This is a genomic window from Terribacillus aidingensis, assembly GCF_040703035.1.
Taxonomy (GTDB): Bacteria; Bacillota; Bacilli; order Bacillales; family Amphibacillaceae; genus Terribacillus.
Genome location: NZ_CP159996.1, coordinates 2,705,446 through 2,731,426, shown reverse-complemented (window position 1 = coordinate 2,731,426; position 25,981 = coordinate 2,705,446). Strand labels below are relative to the sequence as shown.

The 25,981-nt window shown below is 42.8% G+C and carries 18 protein-coding genes; 11 read left to right on the top strand and 7 right to left on the bottom strand.

From position 1 onward, the window contains the following. Positions 1-178: 178 nt before the first annotated feature. Positions 179-1,276, top strand: coding sequence for an MraY family glycosyltransferase (locus ABXS78_RS14245; protein WP_366247758.1), 1,098 nt, complete (start codon positions 179-181; stop codon positions 1,274-1,276). A 61-nt stretch (positions 1,277-1,337) separates the two neighbouring features. Here the strand turns inward: ABXS78_RS14245 and ABXS78_RS14240 are convergent, their stop codons facing one another. Both ABXS78_RS14240 and tagD read right to left on the bottom strand, forming a co-directional pair. Further along, positions 1,338-2,417: a CDP-glycerol glycerophosphotransferase family protein gene (locus tag ABXS78_RS14240; protein WP_366247757.1), complete on the bottom strand. Its 1,080-nt coding sequence runs from the start codon at positions 2,415-2,417 to the stop codon at positions 1,338-1,340. 112 nt (positions 2,418-2,529) lie between these two features. Beyond that, on the bottom strand, positions 2,530-2,928 hold the full coding sequence (tagD, locus tag ABXS78_RS14235; RefSeq protein WP_366247756.1) for a glycerol-3-phosphate cytidylyltransferase: 399 nt from the start codon (positions 2,926-2,928) through the stop codon (positions 2,530-2,532). 386 nt (positions 2,929-3,314) lie between these two features. On the opposite strand from tagD, the gene ABXS78_RS14230 reads away from it, so the two are divergent. From ABXS78_RS14230 to ABXS78_RS14200, 7 genes are all read left to right on the top strand, one after another. Next, on the top strand, positions 3,315-5,441 hold the full coding sequence (locus ABXS78_RS14230; protein WP_366247754.1) for a CDP-glycerol glycerophosphotransferase family protein: 2,127 nt from the start codon (positions 3,315-3,317) through the stop codon (positions 5,439-5,441). A gap of 321 nt (positions 5,442-5,762) precedes the next feature. Further along, positions 5,763-8,939 carry a GW dipeptide domain-containing protein gene (locus ABXS78_RS14225; protein WP_366247753.1) on the top strand — a complete coding sequence of 1,059 codons (3,177 nt, stop codon included), beginning with the start codon at positions 5,763-5,765 and terminating at the stop codon, positions 8,937-8,939. A 208-nt stretch (positions 8,940-9,147) separates the two neighbouring features. Beyond that, positions 9,148-11,646 (top strand): GW dipeptide domain-containing protein, encoded by a 2,499-nt coding sequence (locus ABXS78_RS14220; protein WP_366247751.1) that lies wholly within the window; start codon positions 9,148-9,150, stop codon positions 11,644-11,646. 110 nt (positions 11,647-11,756) lie between these two features. Next, a complete protein-coding gene (locus tag ABXS78_RS14215) occupies positions 11,757-13,370 on the top strand; it encodes a glycosyltransferase family 2 protein (RefSeq protein WP_095220888.1) in 1,614 nt (537 codons plus the stop codon). A 76-nt stretch (positions 13,371-13,446) separates the two neighbouring features. Beyond that, positions 13,447-14,982: a glycosyltransferase gene (locus ABXS78_RS14210; protein ID WP_366247749.1), complete on the top strand. Its 1,536-nt coding sequence runs from the start codon at positions 13,447-13,449 to the stop codon at positions 14,980-14,982. A 72-nt stretch (positions 14,983-15,054) separates the two neighbouring features. Next, positions 15,055-16,605 carry a glycosyltransferase gene (locus ABXS78_RS14205; protein WP_366247748.1) on the top strand — a complete coding sequence of 517 codons (1,551 nt, stop codon included), beginning with the start codon at positions 15,055-15,057 and terminating at the stop codon, positions 16,603-16,605. 148 nt (positions 16,606-16,753) lie between these two features. Continuing rightward, entirely contained in the window at positions 16,754-17,485 is a 732-nt protein-coding gene (locus ABXS78_RS14200) for a WecB/TagA/CpsF family glycosyltransferase (protein WP_366247747.1), read from the top strand. A 34-nt stretch (positions 17,486-17,519) separates the two neighbouring features. Here ABXS78_RS14200 and tagH read toward each other — a convergent pair whose 3' ends face one another. The 3 genes from tagH to ABXS78_RS14185 all read right to left on the bottom strand — a co-directional run bounded on the left by tagH (position 17,520) and on the right by ABXS78_RS14185 (position 20,736). Continuing rightward, positions 17,520-18,308 (bottom strand): teichoic acids export ABC transporter ATP-binding subunit TagH, encoded by a 789-nt coding sequence (gene tagH / locus ABXS78_RS14195; RefSeq protein WP_095220885.1) that lies wholly within the window; start codon positions 18,306-18,308, stop codon positions 17,520-17,522. 16 nt (positions 18,309-18,324) lie between these two features. Then, positions 18,325-19,161, bottom strand: a complete 837-nt coding sequence (locus ABXS78_RS14190) for an ABC transporter permease (RefSeq protein WP_366247745.1) — start codon at positions 19,159-19,161, stop codon at positions 18,325-18,327. A 162-nt stretch (positions 19,162-19,323) separates the two neighbouring features. Further along, positions 19,324-20,736: an LCP family protein gene (locus tag ABXS78_RS14185; RefSeq protein ID WP_366247744.1), complete on the bottom strand. Its 1,413-nt coding sequence runs from the start codon at positions 20,734-20,736 to the stop codon at positions 19,324-19,326. 250 nt (positions 20,737-20,986) lie between these two features. Here ABXS78_RS14185 and ABXS78_RS14180 point away from each other — a divergent pair, with 250 nt between their 5' ends. The 3 genes from ABXS78_RS14180 to ABXS78_RS14170 all read left to right on the top strand — a co-directional run bounded on the left by ABXS78_RS14180 (position 20,987) and on the right by ABXS78_RS14170 (position 21,646). Continuing rightward, entirely contained in the window at positions 20,987-21,214 is a 228-nt protein-coding gene (locus ABXS78_RS14180) for a DUF1659 domain-containing protein (RefSeq protein ID WP_366247743.1), read from the top strand. A gap of 25 nt (positions 21,215-21,239) precedes the next feature. Continuing rightward, positions 21,240-21,449, top strand: coding sequence for a DUF2922 domain-containing protein (locus ABXS78_RS14175; RefSeq protein ID WP_366247742.1), 210 nt, complete (start codon positions 21,240-21,242; stop codon positions 21,447-21,449). A gap of 62 nt (positions 21,450-21,511) precedes the next feature. Further along, positions 21,512-21,646, top strand: coding sequence for a YvrJ family protein (locus ABXS78_RS14170; protein ID WP_366247741.1), 135 nt, complete (start codon positions 21,512-21,514; stop codon positions 21,644-21,646). A gap of 18 nt (positions 21,647-21,664) precedes the next feature. Here ABXS78_RS14170 and ABXS78_RS14165 read toward each other — a convergent pair whose 3' ends face one another. Beyond that, on the bottom strand, positions 21,665-24,667 hold the full coding sequence (locus ABXS78_RS14165; protein WP_366247740.1) for an ATP-binding protein: 3,003 nt from the start codon (positions 24,665-24,667) through the stop codon (positions 21,665-21,667). Between the two features lie 13 nt (positions 24,668-24,680). After that, positions 24,681-25,799: a response regulator gene (locus tag ABXS78_RS14160; protein WP_366247739.1), complete on the bottom strand. Its 1,119-nt coding sequence runs from the start codon at positions 25,797-25,799 to the stop codon at positions 24,681-24,683. Between the last annotated feature and the right edge of the window lie 182 nt (positions 25,800-25,981).

Here is a 25,981-nt window from a genome sequence, read left to right as displayed (position 1 = left end):
AAAGGCGCTTAACCCGGTTATGATGTAAAATTTACATTATGTGCAATTGTGTTTTGTCAATAGAAACATTATAATAGTACAGAACCTACGCAGAATACTGTCGAAATCTAGTAATTTATGATACTTGGATTATAAAAGCATTTTTGGAACGATTTGCAAGCTATTTAGGAGGATACAAATGGTACACATAACGCCTTTAATCGTAGCGTTGGCAGCATGTTTCATCCTTTCAATTGCGCTGACGCCTATGGTGAAAAAGCTGGCATTCGCAATCGGAGCAACGGATAAACCAAACGCTAGAAAAGTACACCAGAAAATCATGCCGCGACTGGGCGGATTGGCCATTTACATCAGTTTCATCATCGGTTATTTGGTTTTCATGCCACATGATTCGAATACAGCACCAATCCTGATTGGTGCAACAATGATTACTTTAATCGGAGTGCTGGACGATAAGTTCATGCTATCCGCAAAAGTGAAGTTAATCGGACAGATTGCAGCCGCTACTGTAACGGTATTGGGCGGCATCCAGATCGACTTTGTAACATTGCCATTCACTGGACGAATTGAATTCGGTGTTTGGGCAATTCCAATCACGATTCTGTGGATTGTCGGTATAACGAACGCTATCAACTTGATTGATGGATTGGATGGATTGGCAGCAGGAGTGTCAGCTATCGCGCTGTTCACGATTGCCATGATCGCCATCAGCATGGGTAACCCAATCTCTGCAATGATGGGCGTCCTGCTTTTAGGCAGCACACTTGGCTTCCTAGTGTTCAACTTCCACCCGGCTAAGATATTCATGGGGGATACAGGAGCATTATTCCTCGGTTATATGATTGCTGTTCTATCCGTAAGCGGGTTGTTCAAGAACGTTGCATTGTTCTCCTTGATCGTGCCGATCATCATACTTGGTGTTCCGATCCTGGATACAACATTTGCTATCATCCGCCGGATTGTACAGAAGAAGCCTTTGTCAGCACCGGATAAGCTGCACTTGCATCACTGTCTCTTGAATCTAGGATTCTCGCATCGCCAGACTGTTATTGTTATCTATGCGATCAGCGGAATCTTCAGCATTACAGGTGTACTTTACACGGAAGCAACCATGTGGGGATCGACCATCCTGATTATTGCCTTGGCAATACTGATTGAATTGATCGTCGAGATTACGGGACTGATCAGCGACCGCTATCGCCCATTACTCAATATGGTAGGTTTCCCGAAAGTGACAGAAACAGAAGAAGAACGGCGCAAACAGCATCAGCAATAAAGGAAACCCCTTCTCCATTGGAGAAGGGGTTTTTTTTATACAAAAAAACACGCTGAAATTATCAGCGTGTCGTCTGTGTGGACGGATTGGCTGTTGCAGCAACGGCCGGGTTGGATGTATACATCGCTTGTACCAGCTGCTCGCTCGCATGTCCGTTTGAGTATTGGTTCCACTGTTTAGAGAAAGCCTGTACCTTCTCCAGTTGGAAATCACTCTTTTTGATCACTTTAATGATTGATTTTGTATCTCTGACCATTGGTCCAGGTAATGATTCTAGATATTCGTCTGACACACCGCGTTTTTTCTGGTAATCCTCCAGATCATACGTAAAGAAGATAATCGGGCGGTTCAGCAGCGAATATTCAAATGGTATGGAAGAATAATCGGTAATCAAGATATCCGTCACTAGTAAAAGTGGATTGATATTTTTATAGTGTGTGACATCGATTACGAAATTCGGGTAATAGTTTGCTAGATCCCATGTAACAGCAGGATGAAGGCGAAGGAACAATACATATTCCTGACCCAGCTCCCGATATAAGCGTTCGATATCAAGTTCTATTTTAGGCTTGGCCAGCTCATCATCGCGATAAGTCGGAGCATATAGGATAACCTTACGCTTCTTGATAATCGGATATTGCTCGGTGATTTCTCTCTCGAATTGATCGATTTGACTATCGTCGAAGAAGAAATCCGTTCGCGGCATACCAGTCCGCAATATATTCGCATTCGACAGACCGAAGCTCTCCTGGAAGATGGATGCCATCTTTTCCGAACCGACCGTAACATATGTGAAACGGCTGTAAACCCGTTTGAATCTTTCCTGTGCCTTTGGACTTCTAGTCTGGACAGAAGGGTCCATCAAGCCGAATTTCTTCATCGCACCTGCTGCGTGCCACAGCTGAATGCATGTGACATTTGGTTTGAAATCCGTTACGGCAAGAAATCCGAAGTAATTATCTACCATCACGACGCGTGAAGTGGCCAGATGATAGATACCTTTTACAAAAGCGCTGATATTCGTCATGGCAAATGGTACAATCTCCGCATCCAGATCAGTGAATTCTTCCCTGCAGGAAGATGTTTTTAATATGACTATTTCTCCCGCGTTCCATTTTTCAAGCGATTTAGCCGTATACAAAACATTATCCCCAAAAGAGGAAACCAAGGTGGTTTTGTTCTTTTGGGGAAATAGCTTGAAACATATAAATAGCGTTTTGAAGAACGCTAGATAGAGAGAAATAGCAAGTTCTCTAACCATTATTAACATCTAAAAGATCGTCTTTGATCTTAGAAGTGGAGATACCAACTGTACGTGGAAGATATACGACTTCACAATGGTCTTTCAAGAAGTCGAATTTGCCTTCCCAGTCGCTGCCCATGACGAATACATCAATGTTATGGTCCACTACATCGTGGACTTTTTGATCCCAGCTTTCTTCTGCGATAACTTCATCCACATAACGAATCGCTTCAAGGATCATTTTGCGGTTTTCAAAGCTGTGGTAAGACTTCTTATCTTTCAGCTTGTTGAATTCATCAGAAGAGATTGCCACTACTAGATAATCGCCCATTTCTTTCGCGCGGCGAAGCAAGTTTACATGGCCCCAGTGCAACAAATCAAATGTACCGTACGTAATTACTTTCTTCATTGTTGTGCCTCATTTCCTTTATTAGTTTTGGTTTTTCATATATAAAAGTTGTCTGCATCATCATTGTCACAGTGTAAGTATAGATCATAACATTTACACCTGATTAACATTATATTTACATTTTAATTAAATTTCAAGTCTGCTATGATAATAGAATGCAAATATATGCGCGAATTGTCGAATCTGCATACATATTTACCTAATTTTCCTACAATTGGTTAAGAAAATGTATAAATGACTAGGTATGAAACATGCTAAGGAAGAGCAAAAAAACCAAATCAAATACGAAGTATATGTAAAGAACTTTACAAAAGCATTGTTGAATTACCTACATATGAAATTTATAATAAGGAATGGATTTGCTAGTCGAGAGGAGAAAGTACTGCATGGAAAACATCAGCCTTCGAAATAGGAGAGCCATATCGGTTCGTATTGAAGCGGGAATTTTCTATATGGAGATTCCGATAAAAGCCTCCTACATCGCTGATTATGAAACATATCGGTTCTTATTGATGAATCGTTATACAAATGAGGACATTTACCTTACATTTAATGAAGATCACAGCGTAGATGAATATACGATTTGTAAAGTAACGCTGGACCCGTCGGAGCATACACAGATGCTTCAGGATGGAGTTATGTGGGATCTGTACGTTGAACGGGAAAATGAAGGAGAAACGAAGCGGGCTCGGATTTCTAATCCGCCGGAGCACCTGCAATATAATTCCTATTTCATACCAGGAACGGACAAGGTTTTCTACCCGTATCGCACCGGAAAAGGTAACATCTCTTTCCGAGTAAACGATTATGTTTTGTTTGCCAATTTGGAAGAAGTTCATTTAAAGAAAACGGGAGTCATGCATTTTTCCGGTTCAATTAACTATGCTCCGCTATACCAAAGCGATGCTTATAAATTGGAAGAACTGAAACTCGTGGTGACAAACAACTTGAATGAAGAGGAAGAGCTCACTTTCCCGCTTCAGTTTAAGGAACGCGAGGACTTAGCAGATAAATATGAAGGAAATGAGCTGCTCCGGCACTCTGGATTTGAGGGACTATTCGATATAACACCTCATATTGATTTGTCAGATAAGAAGTTTCTGAAATTTTATGTAGAGCTGACTTATTCACACAATGGTGTGCGCCAGACCATCCGCAGTATCCGCATGCGCCATCTGAAAAAAGATTCAACCTTGCCAGCGGCTGCGAAAACGACTATCAATGGTAAGAAATATAAAATGACCGTGAGATTAACGAAGAAGTCGAAATATCTTTCTGTTCAAACTTCTGAGTATTTCTTTATTCGGGAAAGTATCTCGCGAGCGAGACGCAAGTGGGTCAGTATCCGCAGAGGCAGATTCCTTAAAAATAGTTATCAGCAGGTGTTCAAGCTTTTCGGAGCTATCTTGCCTGTTGATAAAAAACTTATGGTTTTCGAAAGTTTCCTTGGCAAACAATACAGTGACAATCCAAGAGCGATTTATGAGTACATGCGGGAACACCATCCGGAGTACAAAATGTATTGGAGCTCGGACCGACGTGCAGTTCCTTACTTTGAAACAAAGGACGTTCCTTATGTGCGCAGGTTTTCCGTTCGTTGGTTGTTCCTTATGACAAGGGCAAGGTATTGGGTCTCCAACAGTCGTCTGCCGCTATGGATTCCAAAACCAAATCATACGATTTATTTGCAAACCTGGCATGGCACACCGCTGAAGCGACTTGCTGCAGATATGGACGAGGTGCATATGCCTGGTACGAATACCGAGGCGTATAAACGCAATTTCTTATTCGAAGCTTCCAAATGGGATTATCTTGTTTCGCCAAATGCGTACTCCAGTGAAATCTTCGCGAGGGCGTTCGGATTTGAGAAGGATATGCTTGAAACAGGATACCCGCGAAACGACTTCCTTTATACACATAATAAGCCGGAGAATATAGAAGCACTTAAAAAAAGCTGCGGGCTTTCTGAGGATAAGAAAATTATCCTGTATGCACCAACCTGGCGGGATAATCAGTTTTATCAGAAAGGAAAATATAAGTTTGATTTAGAGCTGGATCTGGAACGTATGCGTCAGGAACTGGGAGACGAATATGTCGTTGTATTGCGTCTTCATTATCTTGTTGCTGAGAATTTAGATCTTTCCAGCTATGAAGGATTTGCTTATGACTTTTCCAAGCATGAAGATATCCGTGAACTTTACTTGATGGCTGATATGCTGATTACGGATTATTCTTCCGTATTCTTTGACTATGCCAACCTGCGTCGTCCTATGATGTTCTTCGTGTATGATTTGGATGACTATCGGGATAACCTTCGCGGATTCTACTTTGATTTTGAAGAAACTGCTCCTGGACCTTTATTGAAACAAACAGAGCAAATCATCCAAGAAGTAAAACGAATTGACAGGGAAGGCTATCAGCCGGATGAACGATTTGAAGCATTCTACAACCGTTTCTGTTATCTAGAGGATGGGAAAGCTTCGGAACGCGTAGTAAAACAAGTGATTAAATAATGTGAACCACCGTCACTAGCTGACGGTGGTTTTTATTAATTAATTTTGATTTATATAAGCGGGAAAAGTCTTTTTCAATATAATGGAAAAAATTGAATCTATAGAACTATTTTAATTGTAAACTAAATGAAAATCAGATATTAGATTGTAAAGCTTTGTTTGATTTTGTAGAATTATAGATAAATAGGTAAATAGTTGCCTACTACATACCATTGTTGCCTATTCCTAGTAAAAACGAAGGAGTGGTCGATGCGTTTTTCGATACACAATAACGATGCTATGGCGTCTGCACATTGAAAACTGAATATTTTGGAGGGTGAAATGAAGAAATTTGCATATGTTTTAATCTTTCTGCTTTTGTTTAGCTTAGTGTCTCCGGCCAACTACGTGTCTGCGGAAGAAACGATAAAGTCTGATCAGCAGACAGAATCTGGCCAGCAAGTAGATGAGACACAGACAGAGCAGTCAGAAACTGTTGCTCCAGAGAATCAAACTGGCACTGTCGATGAGACTAATGAAACAGAAACAGCCCCTGTTGAAGAAACGCAAGAAAACAAGAGTGATGTTACAACAGGTAACGAAACCGACAGCGAAGATCAGCAGATTGAGGATGAAGCTGTGAACCAGGAGAAAGAAACTGATGCCCCGGCAGTAGAGGAAGATTCCGAAACTGACACCGAAGAGGCTGATGATTCTGAAAAGCAGACGATGCGTGCTGCAGCAGCTGCTCCCGTGGAAACTTCAATTGACCTAATGGGTCATTTGCGTTCCAATGCAGTCATCTATCCGGATCTTAACGATATGGATACTTTCAAAGGAGCTGTCGCTGGCGGCTATACAGACGCTGTTTACTACATCAAGAAACAAGCGAAATGGAATAATGAAACATATTATCTTATTAGTAAACAGGCAAGCAGTACGTCTGGTGTTGTCGGCTGGGTGAAGTCTACTGAAATGACTACACATGAGCATTCGGTAGTGAACAGCGATCAGCAGACATTTGTCATCAGCGGATCTGGGAATGCCTACAGCAAGCCTTGGGGAGGATCTAAGGATCTTGTCTATAGCCTTAGCCAATACAAAGGCCAGCAGTTCAAAGTGAGCGCTGAAGAAAAAATCGGTGCCAACACTTGGTACAAAGGAACCCTAGCTGGTAAGACTGTCTATGTCCATTCTGCTTACGTGGAAGCATATGAGCCAGTTAAAATCGAAGAGGAACAGAAAACTAGTCTGCTTGGTCATCTAAAGAGCAGTGCGGTTATTTATCCAGATATCAATGATCCGTCTTCTGCAATCAATGCAGTAGCCGGTGGTTACACAAGCGCCGTTTACTATATCAAAAAGCAGGCGAAGATAAACGGAGAACTGCATTATTTGATCAGCAAAGAACCAAGTGCAACTAACGGTGTTGTTGGCTGGGTGAAAGCATCCCAGTTGTCTACGCATACTCATACGACAATCGATAAAAACAAGAAGACCTTCACTGTTAAAGGATCTGGCCAAGCTTTTGCGAAGGCATGGGGAGGATCTAAGGATCTTGTCTACAACCTGAGCGATCTAGAAGGCAAAACCTTCTATGTAAACTTGACTGAGACTGTCGGCAGTAATACATGGTATCGCGGAATGCTGGATGGTAAGCAAGTGTTTATCCATTCTGCTTATCTATCAGCATACGAGCCTGAAATCACTGAGCAGCGTGTAAGTAAGCTTGGTCATCTGCATGCCGATGCAGTGATTTATCCTGATTTGAAAAACCCGGCTTCTACACTTTCGGCTGTAAATGGCGGATACACAGATGCTGTCTATTACATTAAAAAAGAAGCAACTGTTGCAGGTGAGCTTTACTACTTAATCAGCAAGGAACCGAGCGCAACTAACGGAGTTGTTGGCTGGGTGAAAGCATCCCAATTGTCTACGCATGATCACACAACGATCAGCAAAGAGAAGAAGGGCTTCCTTGTGAAAGGAACTGGCCAGGCATTTGCCAAAGCTTGGGGCGGATCCAAGGATCTAGTTTATAATCTATCAGACTATAAGAATGAAGTTTTCAGTGTTGATCTGACTGAGACAGTCGGGAATAATACGTGGTACCGCGGAATGCTCGGTGGTAAAAAAGTGTTCATTCACAGTGCTTACGTCCAGGAAGTAAGTGAAACGAAGATCAGCCGTCTTGGCCATTTGAATGGTAGTGCAACCGTGTACGATAACTGGTCTGATACATCAGGAAGAAATGCTTCTGATGCAGGCCTGACGGATGCTGTCTACTATATCAAGGCACAAGTTGAAGTGAATGGCACAACGTATTATAAGATCAGCAAAGAGCCAAGCAGTACAACTGGTGTTGTCGGCTGGGTGAAATCCACTGAGATGTCGTCGCATGAACATACGACTATCGACAAAACTGCAAAAACATTCTACTCGAATGGAAAAGGCAGTTCCTACGCTAAAGCGTGGGGTGGATCGAAGGACTTAGTCGCAAGCGATATGTCCAAATATGAAGGTTCTCAATTCAAAGTCAATCTGACAGAAAAAGTCGGAAACAACATTTGGTACCGTGGTGTACTGGATGGGAAAACGATGTGGCTGCATGAAGCATTTGTGGTTGAAAGCTACGATAAACAAACACAATACGATTTGACACTGGAAGAAGCAGTAGCTATTCAGAGTACTGCATCTGCACAGACAGACAGCGAGTACAAGACATATGTATCTGCTGAATACATCAACAGCAATAACCAAGTTACGGCAGACCTGCTGAATGTACGCGGCGGTCCTAGTACTAGCTATTGGGTAGTCGGAACATTGAGCAAAGGAGCAAAAGTCACTGTTCTTGGTCAATCAGGCAGCTGGCTGCAAATTGAATTCACGAATTCACGTCAGTGGGTGAATGCAAGTCCGGAGGATATCGAGTACTATCTGGATCCAAATAACTTCATCAATGATGAGCGACAGCGCTTCCAATTCCTGGATCTGACGAGAGCCAGTGATGCAGACGCAGCGACATTGAATAAATACCTTAATGGAAAAGGAACACTTTCCGGACAAGGACAAGCATTCATTGATGCAGCTAAGCTTTACGGAATCAATGATGTTTATTTGGTTTCACATGCTACACTTGAGACAGGTAATGGTTCTTCCACACTTGCCCAAGGAGTAATGTATAACGGCACGAAGGTCTATAACATGTATGGCATCGGAGCTTATGACTCCTGCGCAATAGAATGCGGGGCAAAACGTGCTTATGAAGAAGGCTGGACTTCTCCATATCTTGCGATAGTCGGGGGAGCACAGTATATAGGATCCGGCTACATCAATTCAGGTCAAAATACATTGTATAAGATGAGATGGAACCCTGAGGCGATGGCAGCAACCGGTACATTCGGCAAGCAGTACGCTACCGATATCGGCTGGGCATCCAAACAAGTCTCAACGATGTACAATTTATATCAAAATATGGGTATATATACCTTGTATCTTGATATACCAAACTATCGTTAAATCAGAAAAGCACATTATCCGATACGGATAATGTGCTTTTTTTGTAAATTAGTATTTCAGATTGTAAATTTTTTGTCGATATATTAGGTAGGAAAGGTTTTAGCAATTATTTTACATCACATACTTCCTAGTCCAATCAGGCCGAGAAGGAGGCGAATTTTGAAACGGCAGCTATAACCATTTTCTAATTAGAGGACAGAGGGTAAAAATGAAAAAAGTTATTAGCTTGATAGTCGTTTTGATGGTATGTTTCAGTATCATGCCAGTGGGAGTTTTTGCAGAAGAGCATGATGTTCAGAATAAAGAGGATAACATTAGTGATTCTAATACTAATGTTGCACCTCAGGAAATAGACACAGAAGATTCATCGATAGCAAAAGAGACCGAAAAGGAACCTGCTGCGTCGTCTGCTCAGATAGATAATGAATCGATTGGCAAGGAAGAAACTGATCTGCCAGCAGCAGAAGAACAGGAATCTGAAGAAGAACAGGCAGAGCAGTCAGAATTACAAACAGATACGCCAGATACAGAACAAGACAGTACGAAGCAGGAATCTGCAGTCAAAGAGCAAGAGGAAGAAGAGCCACGATACAACGAACTCGGTATTAAAGAGGGTACGATGGTTTATGGAATTGATATCAGTAAGCTATCTGCTGAAGAGCTTCAATACATTCCGCTTGAGTGGCGTGATGGAGTGGATGAATCTGAAGTACAATCCTCTACAGAACCTCGCTTATCTATTCGAGCTAGTTATCCGGACGTTAACGACTGGATTAAAAAAAATACGCCGTCTACGTCTTCCATTAAATATGAGTATAAAAGCCAGTTTCCCAAATTCAATTACCGAAACGGGAGAGGTGCTGTAGAAGGTGTCGTAGCACATGAAACAGCAAATCCAAATTCTACAATCCGCGGTGAGATAAACTACATGACACAGAATTACAATAATGCATTTGTTCATGCATTTGTCGATCATGGAAATATCATCGAAATCCATCCGACTGATTATGCCGCATGGGGCGGGGGATATTACGCGAACCAACGTTTTGTTCATGTGGAATTGGTCCGGGAGGATAACTTCGAGGACTTTGCAAAATCTATTAATAACTATGCGGATTATATTGCTTATGTGCTGGCAAAATATAATCTTGGTGTAACAAGTGCAGAAGCGAATGGACGAGGAACGTTGTGGTCGCATAAAGCTGTAAGCAATTTCCTGGGTGGTACGACACATGTAGACCCGCATGGCTACTTTGCACAATACGGCTACAACTGGAGCGAATTTGTGACACTTGTTACGGAGAAGTATAACCAGAAAGCGATTAAGTACAGCAACACTAGCAAACTAGGACATATTCGGACTACGAGTGCGAGAATCTATCCGAATCTATCGAACTTGTCCAGCAGTATACAAGCAGGATCAACTAAAACAGACCAAGTCTATTACATCAAGAAGCAAGCCAACGTCAGCGGAACCACTTACTATTTATTAAGCACTCAGCCAAGTCCCTCTTCCGGGACAATAGGGTGGATGAAAGCAAGTGATGTGAAAGTATATGATCATAAAACGGTTAACCATGATCAGTATATGTACACAGTTGCGGGAGTCGGTAAAGCCTATAATAAAGCCTGGGGTGGTTCCAAGAACCAAGTGTATGATTTAGCGTCAATGAAGGGCAAGGTTTTCACCTCAAACCTTACGGAAACAGTCGGGAACAATACTTGGATACGCGGTACCCTCAATGGTAAGGAAGTGTGGGTGCACTCCAGCTTTGTCACTGATAAGAGAAAAGAAAGCAATACAAGCAAGCTGGGACATCTGCGCAGTGGAGCCAAAATCTACACAGAAGCTAAAAATACAGCTAAATACAGAAATGCTGCAAGCAATGAATATAATCAGGTCTATTACATCAAGAAGCAGATTGAAAGAGATGGACAGCTATTCTACCTTATCAGCTATGCACCAAGCAGGACAGAAGAAGTAGTAGGTTGGGTAAAAGCGGAACAGCTGCAGACACATGACCATAAGGGCGTCAATAAGACTGCTCAGACGCTTTACCTGACTGGATCTGGAAAGTCTTATAATAAAGCCTGGGGCGGAAGCAAGAATCTTGTCAGCGGTAATCTGTCTGCATCAAGAGGTAAGGCCTTTTATGTGAATCTGACGGAGAAAGTCGGCAATAATACCTGGTATCGCGGAACTCTTGACGGAAAGCAGATGTGGCTGCACAGTGCTTATTTGTCTACAAAAGAAGAGAGCAAGACAAGCAGGCTTGGTCATGTGAGGGCAGAAGCCCTCATTCTGACTTCCCCTGGTATAACAACAGGTGCCAAAAAGGCAACGAATGGCTATACAAATCAGGTATATTACATAAAGAAACAACTTGTTTTTGATAAGAAAACATATTATCTGATCAGCAGAGAGCCTAGCAGCACAAGCGGTACCATTGGCTGGGTGGAAGCAGCACAGATAAAGACGTATTCACATGTTACAGTTGATAAGACACGTAAAACCTTGCATGTCTTAGGAACAGGCAGTGCTTATGCCAAAGCATGGGGCGGCTCGAAAGACCTTGTCTATGATCTCTCGAGTTATGCAGGTAAAGAGTTTCAGGTCAATTTGACGGAGAAAGTCGGAAATAATACTTGGTATCGAGGTATGTTGGCAGGGAAAGAAGTATGGATTCATTCAGCATACTTAAAATAAAAAAATCACACCACGTGAAATCGCACGTGGTGTGATTTTTTGTTACATATTGTAGGAATTAGTTGTAAAATAAAGTTAGTGTAAAATGAATGTAAATATCGGAGGATAAGATGAAGTTGAAGTATACAATTGCAATTCCAGTTTATAATGACGAAAATACAATCAGGCAGTGTCTGGACAGTATCATCAATCAGACCATTGATAAAGACAAACTGGAGATTATCTGTGTAAATGATGGGTCTACTGACCAAAGCCCAGCAATTTTGGAGGAGTACAGCAATACATACAGTTTTGTACGTATTGTCCACCAGGAAAACAGCGGTTCACCGAGCGGTCCGCGAAATAAGGCAATCGAGCTTGCGACAGGTGATTTCATCTTCTTCGTAGACGGAGATGATTATCTTGGAGAAGAAGCATTAGAGCGGATGGAGGAGAAAATCCTTCAATACGACAGTGACATCGTTGTCGGGAGATATGTCGGTATCAATAGAGGTGTTCCCCAAGCCATTTTCAAGCGGAACCCAGATAATTTCAGCTTCTATGGCTCTAACGCCATGTACACAGTCAGCGTACAGAAGCTGTTCCGAGTAAGCTTGCTTCGTGAGCATAATATCCGGTTCCCAGAACATTACTCGCTTGGTGAGGATCAGCCATTCGTCATCCAAGCTTATGCTTACTCTAATTCTATATCTATCGTAAAAGATTACCCATGCTATTATCTCACGAATAATCTCACTGTAGGCAGAGAGCAGCTTACAAAAAAACCAATTACTGGCCGTCTTTACATGCATCAGTTTGAAGAGACGCTTGCTGCAGTTGCTGGTTTGCAGCTTCCTAAAGAGAAAAAGCTGCTCACCTATTATCAATACTTAACACGAGTACTGAATATTGAACTGCGCACGACGATCACACGCTCCTTCCAGATGGAGGATAAGCTATTCATCTTCAATTCCTTGAAAGAATTGATCAAGCAGCATAATTTCCTGGAGATTTATGCGAATTTCAATACAAGGGAGAAGCTGCTGCTTCGAATCATTGAGCAAGGTGAGCTTGATGATCTTATCAACTTCTGGTATGCAGAGCGTCATCCAGGTAATATGCAAGTATTCCATGGTCTCATCTATCCGAAGGCAGAAAAAGCTTATGAATTGGCTAAGGCTGAATCTTTATCCTTCCACCGCTCGAATAAGCTTACGGCAGCTGTAACACGTGTGGAGAAAAAAGCAGAAGGCTTGTTACTAGAAGGGTATAGCTATCATTCTTTGGTTGACGCCTCCGAGGAACAGCTTTATTTGAAGCTTAGCGACAGGGATAGTGACCGCGTAACCTCTCTTGCTGTTCAAAAAGGTGCTTATCATATAGACAATCCAGTTCCTGTGAATCCTGAAGTGATGCAAGAGCAGATGCTATCGGCATTCCATGTTGTCATCCCGGCATCCATAATCGAAAGGATCGAAGCGGAGAAGGACATAGTAGATTTGCATCTTGTCAGCAGAATCGAGAATTATACAGCTATCGCGCGAATCTTAGGTGAGATGCCTCGTCATGCGACAACTAAGCTTACATCTTCCAAGAAAAAGAATCATTTGCTTAATGTCACAACCTACAATACAAAGCACGGTAACCTATCCTTTAAACTGCAGGATACGACGAAAAAGAAACCGAAACAGCTTAGCAAAAAACAGCGTATCGCCAACAAAATCAAGCGGATGCTAAGAGCATGATAAGGTTATCGTTTTAAATAACTGTTAAGTTATGCTATCTTAAATGAACAATAATTCCGCTTAGGAGGACACAGCAATGAAAACACCAATCTTCGTGTTTAACTCATTGAATGTTAAACGCGGTGGTTTAACAAAAGCGGTATTAAAACGTGCCAACCTCTTGGTCAATCATTGTCCGGAGGTTGTCTTCTTTACACTTGCCTATCAACAGGATCATAAGAATATTATTGAAAAGCTTTACGAATCCGGACAGATGGACAGGCGTATCAAGGTGAGGAATTTCTACGCCGAGCTGCTCGAAATGGAGCATGTTACGGAACCGGTGAAAACAGCCGTGGAGCTTCCAGGCTACAGCCATATTGTTGATAAGAGAAGTAAATTGCCAGCTTATCGCTACTATAACAATGGATTTTATGAACAATATCGCCGATTTGAGCAGGATGGCTCGCTGAAACTGATTGATTATATGGACGAGAGCCGAACAAGGCAGCGGCGAGAAGAATATTTGCGTAATAGTCGTCTAGTCAGGGCAAGTCACATGGATATCTCTAATAATAAGGCGAAGCTGCATAGGTATTTTCATGCAGACGGTTCTTGCAGGATTGCTGTTTGGCTGGATGAACCAAATACAGAAGGCCGCACTATTCGGTTCGATCTGAACAAGGAATATGCAAAGATCGAGCATGCTTATGCGGATTGGATTGAAGAGGCGGTCAAGATCTATGATTCACCAGTTCTTCTATCCGATTCCAGAAAAACAGATGAAACGGTGCTTCGAGTAAAAGGTGATTACGAGAAAATAGGCGTCGCGCATAGTTCTCATATCGCTGCACCATATAAAGATGATTCTGAAACGAAAATCACATGGCATACCTTCTTTGATGGAATCAATGATTATGACAAGGTCATCGTTCTGACAGAACATCAGAAACAGGATATTATTTCCAGATACCAAGTTGATTCACAAAAGCTGCATGTTATTCCGCATGCTGCGCCACCAACGGCCCCTGCTGCTGCAGGAAGCGTCGATCAGCATCTTGCGGTTTCCTTGTCGAGATATTCGGAAGAGAAAGCTGTGGATGAGGGCATTCGTGCATTCCGGCATGTCGTAGACAAGCTGCCAGATGCACGCTATCATATTTACGGCTTCGGACCGTTGGAATCGCAGCTGCAGAAACTGATCAAGGAGCTTGGGCTGCAGGATAATGTGAAGCTGATGGGCTTTACCACTGATCCGGCAGCAGCTTATCAATCAGCAGCATGCTCCATCCTTACATCAAAATACGAAGGTTTTGGAATGGTGCTGACAGAAAGTATGGCCGCAGGTACACCGGCAATCACCTATGATATGAAATACGGCCCAAGGGAAATCATCCGGGATGGAGTGGATGGCTTCATTGTGGAAGCCGGCAATCAGAAACTGCTCGCTGATCGGATACTATCCGTCATGGAGGATAGTGAACTGCGCAGAGAGATGGCTGAAAAGGCTATTGATATATCCGGACGTTTCAGCGAAGACAATTATAATCAGTCTTGGATAGAAGTGTTTAGCTCACAATCAGGACAAGGGAATAAGAAGAAAAAATCATTATTCGGTTTTATGAAAAAGTAATACCCTTAGATATGGTAAATGACTGTTTGGTACTGTGTTTTTAGCGAAATTGCATACCAGTAGGAGGATAAAATGATGAAGACCCCAATATTCGTGTTCAATTCACTGAATGTGGAGCGAGGCGGCCTGACGAAAGCAGTAATGAAGCGGGCGAATATTCTCGCAGACCATTACGGGAAAGTTGTTTTCTTCACACTGGCTTTTCAGCAGGACCACAAGAACATCATCGAAAAATTGTATAAGTCAGGCCAGCTGGATAGAAGAGTCGAAGTGAGAAATTATTTCACGGATCTTCTTCATATCAGCAAGGTGGATAAACCTAAAGAAGCATCTGCCGAAGTTGAGGGATTGCACGCTATCCAGGATAAAAAGAGCAAGCAGCCTGCTTTTCGCTATTATAAGGACGGCGTTTATAAAGAATATCGTCGCTTCAATGGGGACGGCTCGCTGAAGCTCATCGATTATATGGATGACAGCCGTACACGTCTCAGCAGAGCAGAATACCTGCGGGATGGTCGTCTTGTGAGGACGAGCCACATGGATCACTTTACGAATAAGCCGAAACTGCACCGCTATCTTTTGGAAGACGGCACATGCCGTATTACGGTATGGGTCAATCCATCGGGCAGTGAAGGCAGGACCATCCTCTTCGGTGAAGAAGATGTCGAATACGATTCTATCAACCATGCGTATGCTGCTTGGATAGATACAGCAGTACTAGATTATGAAGCACCTGTGCTCATGTCTGATTCAAGAAAGACAGATGAAACTGTCCTGCTCGTAAAAGCAGATGTGGAAAAAGTTGCAGTTGCGCACAATAACCACTTCGAATCACCTTATGATGATAGCGCGAAAACGAAGAAATCCTGGAATCATTTCGTGGAAGGTATCAATAGCTTTGACCATGTCGTCTTCCTGACGCATGAACAGGAAAAGGATATTACTTCCCGCTACCAGGTAACAACGAAGCTGCATGTCATTCCGCACGCAGCACCGGACACGCCAGCTGCACAGCAAGCCTACCAGCCGAAGGTAGCTGTCACACTGGCTCGCTTTGAGGGACAAAAGCGCCTGGATGAAGGAATTGCAGCCTTTAAACACGTGGTGGACAAGATCCCGGATGCAGAGTACCATATTTACGGATTTGGACCGCTTGAGGATGAGCTGAAGGCTCAAATCAAACGTCTTGGACTGGAGAAGAACGTGAAGCTGTTAGGCTTCTCCTCTGATCCGACAGCATCCTACCAGTCAGCAGCTTGTACAATCTTAACTTCCGATTTCGAAGGCTTCGGCATGGTGCTTACAGAGACACTTGCAGCGGGAACGCCAGCGGTCGCCTATGATATCAAGTATGGACCAAAAGATATTGTCAGGGATGATATCGATGGCTATCTTGTGAAAAAAGGCGATCAGAAGGCACTGGCTGATAAAGTAGTCGCTATCATGAATGACAAAAATCTTCGTGACAGACTATCAGAGCGTGCAACAGAAGTGATTGAGAGATTCAGTGAAGAGAGCTACAAAAAGGATTGGGTAGAAATGTTCGGACAATCCTATACGCCATCAGAAAACGAGAAGCCGCAGGAGAAGAAAAGATCTTTCTTCGGATTTGGCCGTAAATAAGAAAACAGCCGGTATATTACCGGCTGTTTTCTATTTGTGTAAATTCTATGTGAATAATTGTAAAGTTATTGTTTTCGTGGCATAATGGGAAAGTCTATCATACGAAGATTCCTACCTGATGGTTTGATCTTGAAAGGTTGTTACAAGTGTGTCAAATCAAGAAATCGTAGAAATAATGGATATTCCTTTTAATAAATTAACGCAAAAAGAACTATTGCAGCAGCATCTTTATCCACGGATCAACGCTGGCGAAAGTACGTATATCGTAACGGCTAACCCGGAGATTGTCATGCAGACAAGAGTGGATGCTGTTTATAAACAAAGTGTCAAAAGTGCTGACTATATAATACCGGACGGTGCAGGGGTCGTCATTGCCTCTAAAATACTTGGTAACCCAATTGAAGAACGCGTGACTGGCTTCGATCTTATGTTCAAGCTGCTCAGCTATGCTGAAAAGCATAACCTTAGCTGCTACTTCCTTGGAGCGAAACAGGAAGCGAACGAACGAGCAGTAAACCGTGTGCGTTCTCAGTATCCCGGTATCCGCATTGCCGGAAGCCACCATGGATATTTTAATGCAGATGCAGAAGCTGCAGTTGCAGAGCAAGCAGCTGCAACTAAACCAGATCTTATCTTTGTTGCAATGGGGTTCCCGAGACAAGAGAACTTCATCGCTGCTCATAAGCATCTATTTGAAAAAGGTGTATTCATGGGTGTCGGCGGTGTATTCGACATATTAGCCGGAGAAATGAAGCGTGCACCTCGTGCATGGATAAAACTGAATTTGGAATGGCTTTACCGCTTGATTAAGCAGCCGTTCCGGTGGAAACGGATCCTTAAAGCATTTGAATTTATGTTCCGCGTCCTTATACGCAAATAAAAAGACAGAAAGGCGAGTAGCCTCTCTGTCTTTTTTAATTCCCTGCACCTGCGATGGCGCGCTCACGATATGCTTCTTTTTCTTCCTTCGACATCTTCTTGTATTCGTTCAGAAATTGGTCGTATCTCGGGATGACTTCATGAATAGAGCCATACTCCCGTACTTGTCCAAATTCCAGCCAAAGGATTTTATCGCAGAACTGCTTCATTTGTCCAAGCGAGTGGCTGACGAATATCATCGTCTTGCCTTTATCCTTGAATTCATGCATCTTGGCAAGGCTCTTCTCAGCGAATGCCTTATCACCTACGGATAACGCTTCATCGATAATCAAGATTTCCGGATCGATATTAACAGAGATAGAGAACCCAAGGCGTGACTTCATTCCGCTCGAGTAATTTTTAACTGGCTGGTCGATGAACTTCTCCAGCTCAGCAAATTCGATGATTTTCGGTTCAAGCTCGGCAATTTCCTTCTTGTTAAGTCCAAGCATCAAACACTTCAATTCAATGTTCTGTCTGCCCGTTAAATCACCCTTCAAACCAGCGGAAACAGCGATCAAAGCTGCATCGCCATTCAAGGTAACTGAGCCCGTCGTTTCGGGAACGATGCCAGCTATGATATTCGATAATGTAGATTTACCGGAACCGTTGATACCGATAAATCCGACAACATCACCTTTCTCAGCCGTAAAGCTGACATTGCGCAATGCGTAAAAGTCTTCCCCGTATTCCTTCGGGAAAATGATGTCCTTAATACGATCTGAGCTTTTGCTATACAATTTATATTTTTTGCTTACATTTTCAACAATGATTGATTTATCCATAAAAATCCCTTTCTAATTAGAGAAAGTCGATAAAGTGTCTTCTGAAACGGATGTGTAAGGCAGCACCAATCATGAAGATGATTGCAGTGACTACCCAGAAGTAGATTGTGTACTCCCATGATGTTATGAAGTACCAGCCATTCTGTCCCATCAATGATGCGCGGTAACCTTCGACCAAATAATAAAGCGGATTAAGCTTCATCACGATAATCAAAGGATCCGGCAGCTTATGAGAAACCCATAGTATAGGTGTCAGATATAGCACCATTCTTAAAGTTGCTTGCAAAAGCAACTGAATATCCCGGATAAGCGTTGTTAGAGTTGTCATAAGCAACACAAATGCATACGTGAATGCAAATGTCGCAACCATGAAGTATGGCAGCTGCAGCATATAAACGCTGATTGGATAACCAGTAAATTGCATAAGAATTATTGTCAAAACTACGAGTATCAAATGTGGATAGAATTTAGAGAAGATCGTGATATTTGGAATCACGCTCATCGGGAAATTCATCTTGGATAACAATCGCAGTCTGGAATAGATTGATTTAGCGCCTTGAGTTGCAGCGGGCTGGAAAAACATCCAGATAATCAAACCGGAAACAAGCCAAGGGAAGAACTGCAAATCAGGTTCTCCAGGAGTTGGATTCGGAATCGTTCGTCCTTCACCACCGCTAATCAAGTAACCGAATACTAGCCAATAGATTGCGATTTGAATGACAGGGCTGATAATCTCCCACGCCAATCCTAGATAGTTTGCATTATTGTTATTCCTAAGTTCATAAAGCGATATGCGTCTAATGAGATTAAAATGCTTGAATTGTTCTTTAAGAACAGTAATTGCTGATTTCATAAAAAAGTCCTTCCTGCTAGGATGTTCTTTTGTTCAGACCTCTTAAATTATACTAGCAACAACAATAGAAAACAATTTTAATTTACACTGTCTTTACAATGGCGAAGACTAATGTGACAAAAGGAACTGCCACCCAAAAGAGGGGTGGCAGTTTTGTTTGGTTTATGGTGTTGTAGTATTTCCTGTCGAGCCGACCGAAGTGCTGTCGTTCGTTGTGGTACCTGTTGTACCTTCATAGGTTGAACCGCTAGTTGAATTGCTGGACGTACTGTCAGTGCTAGAGCTGCCTGTATCATAGCTTGAAGTCCCGCTTGATTCTGTACTGCTGTCTGTTGATCCGCTAGTTCCGGTACTGTTATCAGTGGTTCCAGTAGATCCAGTACTGCTGTCAGATGTACCAGTGCCTCCTGTTGTTCCAGTACTGCTGTCAGATGTACCAGTGCTTCCTGTTGTTCCAGTACTGCTGTCAGTGGTACCAGTTTCTCCGGTTCCGCTGCTAGTAGAACCAGTAGAGTCAGTAGTTCCGGTACTATCATCGTAAACTCCGCTTCCATCCGTTTCCACACTATCCGTGTCTACTTCCTCAGACAGGCCGAGATGTTTACGAAGCTGTGTCTGTACATCTGCCAGTGAAGTTGGGTCGACTTGATAGTACCAAATGCCGTCAGATAGCTTACCGCCGGTGCCGTCCAAATTCAATGTGTTAATTGTCAGGTCATTGCTTGTTCCGTAAGAGATGAAACTCTTGATCTGATCGAATGTAAGACTTGTACTTAGGTTGTCGCCTACATCCTGAATCAATGCATCATATTTGAATACAGATCCAGCTGATGATGCTTTGGTGATCATCGCCTTGATGATTTCCTGCTGGCGTTTACCGCGTTCGATGTCATTGTCGTAATGACGGGTACGGGCAAGCGCTAGTGCTTCTTCCCCATTAAGCTCCTGCAATCCTTCTTCCAGGTGGATTGCGTCTTTTTGATCCTTTGAGTTCTGTTCATATAGCTCATAAGGAACTTCCACTTCGATACCGCCTAGTGTATCGATGATGTCCATGAAGGCATTGAAGTTGATTTCTGCATAATAGTCGACTGGGACGTTGAGGAAATTCTCAACGGTTTCCACACTAGCCTGGGCACCGCCATAAGCGTGTGCGTGGGTGATTTTTGTCTGGCGATCGACTTCCGGCACGTATACGTAAGAGTCACGCGGAATACTCAGTAAATCTACGCTATGCTCTTTTTTATTGAAAGTAGCAAGAATCATTGCATCGGAGCGGGAATTACCTTCATCGCGGGTGTCACTGTCGTCCACTCCCATGAATAGAATCGAAACATTATCCTCGACGGGGTCGACTGCTTCATCCCGTAATGCTGATTTATCCCGTGTATCTGCGACATGGGCATTGTCAATGGCACTGGCTGCGGAGGTCCATAAATGAGCAGCATAGGCTGCTCCGCCTGCTCCAAGGATTAAAACGGGGATAAGGAGCAGCATCAAAATTCGTTTTTTATTTACTTTTTTCTTCACTATTCGCCTGGGAGGCTGGGATTGGTAAGGTGACCTTCTTCTCATGATTAAACTCCTTTATTTACTGATGTATCTGTATGTTTATTCATTAATTTTGCTGGTAAAGTCTACCTGTTAGCAGAACATGCTAACCTTAATTGTACTATGAAACAGCAGCAACGTAAAATTACTATTATATTACAAGCCTATCCCGCTCGTGACTGGGCTGAGGCTGTACCCTTGATCATTTTTCTAAACTTTTTCCACACTTTTTCGGGCCATGCTCCGATTATAGCTGTGAAAGGAGGGGAGAAACATGGCAGTCATTGCAACCCATAATAAAACACGTCTCAGCATCGTTTTATACGACGGTGTAGATCCTGACACAGGAAAAGACAAATACAAAACAAAATCTTTTAACAACATCAGACTCGATGCAACACCGGATGAGCTGCAGGCTTTCGCCAATGCATTGGTACCATTGCAGCAGCGCAATCTGTACGCAGTGGAGAAGAACGACCACTCCATCCTGCGTGAATCTTAATTCGACAAAAAAGGAGGAATAAAGCATGAAGAAGCTTGATCTGCAGTTTTTAAATGAAGCTGGCAAGACTGTAACCATCAGTTTGGAGCAGCCTGTGGAACCATACGACGAGACAGCAATCAATCAGGCGATGGATGCGATTCTCGCACAGAATGTCATCACATCGAGCGGCGGAGCGCTTGTCTCTAAAAAAGCAGCCCGTATCGTCGATCGTACTGTACAGGAAGTATTCTAATCCCAAAGGAGTGCAGCCGCTGCGTGCTGCACTCCTTTTTAATAAGAAAGGAGGCGTAGCTGATGGATCCATGGCTTGCGATCATAAAGGAATTCGGGTTTCCGGCAGCTGTCACATTTTATTTGATGCACCGGATCGAAAACAAGCTGAATACACTGATTGCTTCCATCCATAGTCTGCCGGAGAATTTGAAATGAAGAAGAAGACCAGCTTCCTTAGGGATTACTGGTCTTCTTCTTTCCTTCTATTATAGGGATGCTGATTTGTATCGTGGTGCCTAATCCTTCTTCGCTGCAAAGTATCAGCCCACAGCCGTTCAGCTTTTGCAGTCGGGAATGCGTATTGATCAAGCCGATGCTATCTTGGTGGCCAGTAGATATATTCAATCGCCGCTGTTTATCGGGAGTGATACCAATGCCGTCATCTTTAATTCGAATAAAGGCATTATCTCCTTTTCTAAACAGTTGTATCAGAATGGTGCCACCATCTTCTTTTGGCTGTAAACCATGAAGAATTGCATTTTCAACCAAGGGCTGTAGCGTCAGAGGAGGAATACTGAACTTAAGTTCATAATTAATATCCCAGCTGATATGCAGCCTTTCTCCAAATCGTTCCTTTTGGATATATAGATAAGATCGAACCAATTCCAATTCTTTTTCAATGGGGATACTGCTTGATAGGTTCTTTCCATTGAAACTTGCTTGCAGGTAGTTACCGAACTCTTGAAGCAATAGCAGCATGCGGTCATTATCAATCGCACTTAATGCGCCGATTGTATTTAATGTATTAAACAGGAAATGTGGGTGAATCTGTGCCTGCAGCCAGGCAGCTTCCATGCTGAGTCGATCTTCGATGGAGCTTTTTAACTCCAGCAGTGATTTGATACGTATTTTCATCTCGACCATATCCACTGGTTTGGTAACGTACTCATTGGCACCTGCTTGAAAACCTGCATATACATCCTCAGGCTGTGAGCGCGCAGTCAGCAATAAAACAGGTAATTCTGTAAGGTTGTAGCGGCTGCGCACTATTTTCGTTAATTGGAAACCTGATATCTCAGGCATCATCACATCAATAATCAACAAATCCCATCTGTCTGTATCCAATTGCCGGAAAAAATCATGCGGTGATGCAGTTGTTTTGATCTGGTAGCCTTCTGTTTTCAGTGCTTGTTTTAAGATCTTTAAGTTCACGGGATCATCATCTATTGCAAGTATGCGATAGCCGCTGTCTGCTTGAAGATCCGGTTCGGCAAACTGCTCTGAAGCGGCAGATTCGACGCGTGCCATTGCATCTGCTTTGTATTCTTCCGGACAGTCCGCCTCGAGTGGCAAACTGAGAGTAAAAACCGAACCTTTTCCATGAACTGATTCTGCAGACAAAGAACCCCCATGCAGCTCGGCCAGCTGTCTGCTGATACTAAGCCCCAGACCGATACCTTCGCTTTCAGAAATGGAATTTTCTCCTTTTTCATAAGGGCTGAAAATCCTTGCCTGCGTCTTGGCATCCATTCCGATTCCAGTATCCATTATCTTAACAAAGAGATGGGACTCATCCGCTGAAACTTCAATGGTTATGTTACCTTCCGATGTAAACTTTAAAGCATTATGCAGTATATTTGTCACGATTTGCGTGACACGGTGTTCATCTGCATGTATGTAAGGAAGGCCTTGCGGCAGTCGCATATGGATCTTTACATCCTTTTCATCTGCCATAAAACGAAGCATATCGACTGTTCCGACCAGGATAGGTTCAATGGACATAGCAGAAGGTTGGAGTCGGATTTTATTGGTCCTCATCTGATCGACATCAATCAAGTCATTTATAAGATAAGACATCTTCCGACTGAGTGTTTTCGCAAGTTCCAGCTGATATCTGCTGTGATCTGTCAGCTTGTTTTCCTGTTCCAGTACGCTTTGGACCATATTCATCATTCCATGCAATGGTGTGCGCAGCTCGTGAGATGTATTTGCTAAGAATTGGTCCTTACGTCTCTGCTCCGCTTCCAGCTGTTTAATGTATTGCTCGTTCTCAGTTTCTGTCTGGAAAAAGCGCAGGAACCAAAAGCTGCAGAAGCATACCAATGCAACTGTTATATCGAAAGGATAAAAGCCAGCCTTGATAGCAGCTCGCAACGTATCCCCGATAGGGAGAAAACTTACAATGATAGACCAGACGACATGAGAGATAACAGCAGCACCTGCAAAGAACAGTGGCAAAGCTTTCTCGCCGCTGAGAAGAACAGTCCGGAATAAAATCAAGAAAATGATGGAGAAAGCTACTACCAAAGAAATAGCGATGCCGATAACATACCGAACGAATTCAATCGGTGCTGCAAGGATATAAATCAAATAGGCAATAAAAAGGACATAAAGGATTTTAAATGGCCACCTGTAAGCTGCTTTTGTATAGGTGAAGACGACAAAAAGCAAAAAGAAAAAGCTTAAGCCAATATAACTGAAATAAACCATTCGAACATACCACTCGTGACTCAGCGGCATGACGTAGCCCAGTGTATTGTAATCGGAAGCTACAACAGCTATGCTCGCCAATAAAGCTGCAATGGAAAAAAAGAAAGTACCAATTTTTTTTGGTTTCATTATGTAAAGTACAAATGCATATATTGCGTGGATAAATATGATGGCACCAACAAAAAACTGGAGCAGGCCTGCTTGATATGTCTCCTTTTGAATCTGCTGGGAGGAGCCGAATCTCACGCTGATCAATGATCGTGCCCGCTTATTGCCTTGGAATTCATCAAACGTGAATTTGATTTTGATTTGACCATTCTCGTTTGCACGCAGATCTGTAATGGAAACAGGAGTGGGAGGTCCTTTTTCAAGATCTGTGCTTTGGTAGACAAGCTGATCATTGGCATATACCGAGAAACTGGAGTAAAGCGATCGGACGGACAGGGCATAGCGATCAACCTGTTCACCGGTTTGTATCGTCATTTCATAAGTGCCTGCAGCTTTTGCTTCCATATATTTCGGAAGCGGTGTATAGAGGGGGGTATCAGCATTGTTTAGCTGTTTCCAATCGCCATTCAATGCTATAGAGTGACTGTTTGAAAAATCAACTTGGTGTGCATCCAGCTGTCCATTGATTGCCTCAGGCTGAACTTCAGGTATCTGGGAGTGATACCAGATCACTCTTCCTAACGTCAAGACAATTGCAAAAGTTAAAATAATCATCATTTTCATGCTGCGTCTCATCATGTCCTCCTGCTAGTTAAGCCTGCATATGCCGCTTTCTCCACGATTCATACCAATCCATCAGTTCTGCCTCTGGAGCAATATCAAATTCTTCCTCCAGCATCTGCTTTAAGCGTTCATAGTGACTGACAACTTCTCCGGTTTCCCCAAAGCTATCGTATAGATGCATGAGACGTATATAACTGTGTGCAATATACGGATAATTTGATTGCATACGCAAGTAAAGGGAAATAGCATCTTCCAATACGTTCTGCTCCTCTAAGAATACCCCGACCTGTGCAGCGGTTTTATACCAAATCTCTCTCAGCTGCCTTTGCTCTGATTCTGCCCAGGCGTAAGTCTCTGCAGAGAAATAATCCCCTTTGTATTGTCGCAGCAGTCTCTGATAAGTGGATAGAGAATGTTCATTTAGTTCCGGTAAATGGGTTATTTGATTCCGCCATTCCATAACATCCACTTCAGCATCTCCCAGGTATAGCTGATAGCACTGATTGGCGCTGCGCAGGGACAAGCCGGGAAGCGATGCAGACAATGTCTTCCGGATAACATAGATCGTGGAATACAGCTGCGTAAAAGCCTTCTCTGGCTCCTTATCTTTCCAGAACTCTTCAATTAATACATCTTTGCGTATCGGCTTTCCTGCATGATGAAGCAGATAGCAAAATACCTCCTTCGCTTTTGATGTTCGCCATTGTACAGGCAGTACCTCACCATTCTGAAGAAATTGTAATGTTGGCATACAGTTTATTTGTATAGGTGCATGAGATGTATTTTTCTGTACTTCCGTATACAAGCGCTGGATCGTCTTCCTTAGTCTATCTTTCTGAATTGGCTTCACAATATAATCCAGGGCATTTAATTCAAATGCCTGAACAGCATATTCATGATAGCCAGTGACAAATACAATTGGTAAATTTGGATGTTCTTCTTGGATGGCTGCTGCAAGTTCGACGCCATTTACAGAGCCGATCTTTATATCTAGAAAAAGAAGTTCAGGTTTCTTCTCTTTAATTTTTTCGGTTAGTCCACGAGATGTTTGATAAGCACCGACAATCTTAAATTCTCCAATGCTATGTAATTGTGTTTCGAGAAATTGCAGCGCTAATGGCTCATCATCTACGAGCATCACTTTCATACTATAGCCTCCTGCATAAAGTCTTCTAGCTAGTATTATAACAATCCAATGTGGGAAATTAGCCTGTATTTGGAAAAAATTTTGCCTTTCGACAATATTTGCAGGTCTTTTATCACTTCTTTCTGGATAAAATGTACAGTTTTTGTTCAGAAGCCTTTGCTAATGTGAGGAAGTCTGGGCAG

Coding starts and splice junctions, on each gene's coding strand:
- ABXS78_RS14245 (WP_366247758.1), top strand. CDS start 179: ATGGTACACATAACGCCTTTAATCGTAGCGTTGGCAGCATGTTTCATC.
- tagD (WP_366247756.1), bottom strand. CDS start 2,928: ATGAAGAAAGTAATTACGTACGGTACATTTGATTTGTTGCACTGGGGC.
- ABXS78_RS14230 (WP_366247754.1), top strand. CDS start 3,315: ATGGAAAACATCAGCCTTCGAAATAGGAGAGCCATATCGGTTCGTATT.
- ABXS78_RS14225 (WP_366247753.1), top strand. CDS start 5,763: ATGAAGAAATTTGCATATGTTTTAATCTTTCTGCTTTTGTTTAGCTTA.
- ABXS78_RS14220 (WP_366247751.1), top strand. CDS start 9,148: ATGAAAAAAGTTATTAGCTTGATAGTCGTTTTGATGGTATGTTTCAGT.
- ABXS78_RS14215 (WP_095220888.1), top strand. CDS start 11,757: ATGAAGTTGAAGTATACAATTGCAATTCCAGTTTATAATGACGAAAAT.
- ABXS78_RS14210 (WP_366247749.1), top strand. CDS start 13,447: ATGAAAACACCAATCTTCGTGTTTAACTCATTGAATGTTAAACGCGGT.
- ABXS78_RS14205 (WP_366247748.1), top strand. CDS start 15,055: ATGATGAAGACCCCAATATTCGTGTTCAATTCACTGAATGTGGAGCGA.
- tagH (WP_095220885.1), bottom strand. CDS start 18,308: ATGGATAAATCAATCATTGTTGAAAATGTAAGCAAAAAATATAAATTG.
- ABXS78_RS14190 (WP_366247745.1), bottom strand. CDS start 19,161: ATGAAATCAGCAATTACTGTTCTTAAAGAACAATTCAAGCATTTTAAT.
- ABXS78_RS14185 (WP_366247744.1), bottom strand. CDS start 20,736: ATGAGAAGAAGGTCACCTTACCAATCCCAGCCTCCCAGGCGAATAGTG.
- ABXS78_RS14180 (WP_366247743.1), top strand. CDS start 20,987: ATGGCAGTCATTGCAACCCATAATAAAACACGTCTCAGCATCGTTTTA.
- ABXS78_RS14175 (WP_366247742.1), top strand. CDS start 21,240: ATGAAGAAGCTTGATCTGCAGTTTTTAAATGAAGCTGGCAAGACTGTA.
- ABXS78_RS14170 (WP_366247741.1), top strand. CDS start 21,512: ATGGATCCATGGCTTGCGATCATAAAGGAATTCGGGTTTCCGGCAGCT.
- ABXS78_RS14165 (WP_366247740.1), bottom strand. CDS start 24,667: ATGATGAGACGCAGCATGAAAATGATGATTATTTTAACTTTTGCAATT.
- ABXS78_RS14160 (WP_366247739.1), bottom strand. CDS start 25,799: ATGAAAGTGATGCTCGTAGATGATGAGCCATTAGCGCTGCAATTTCTC.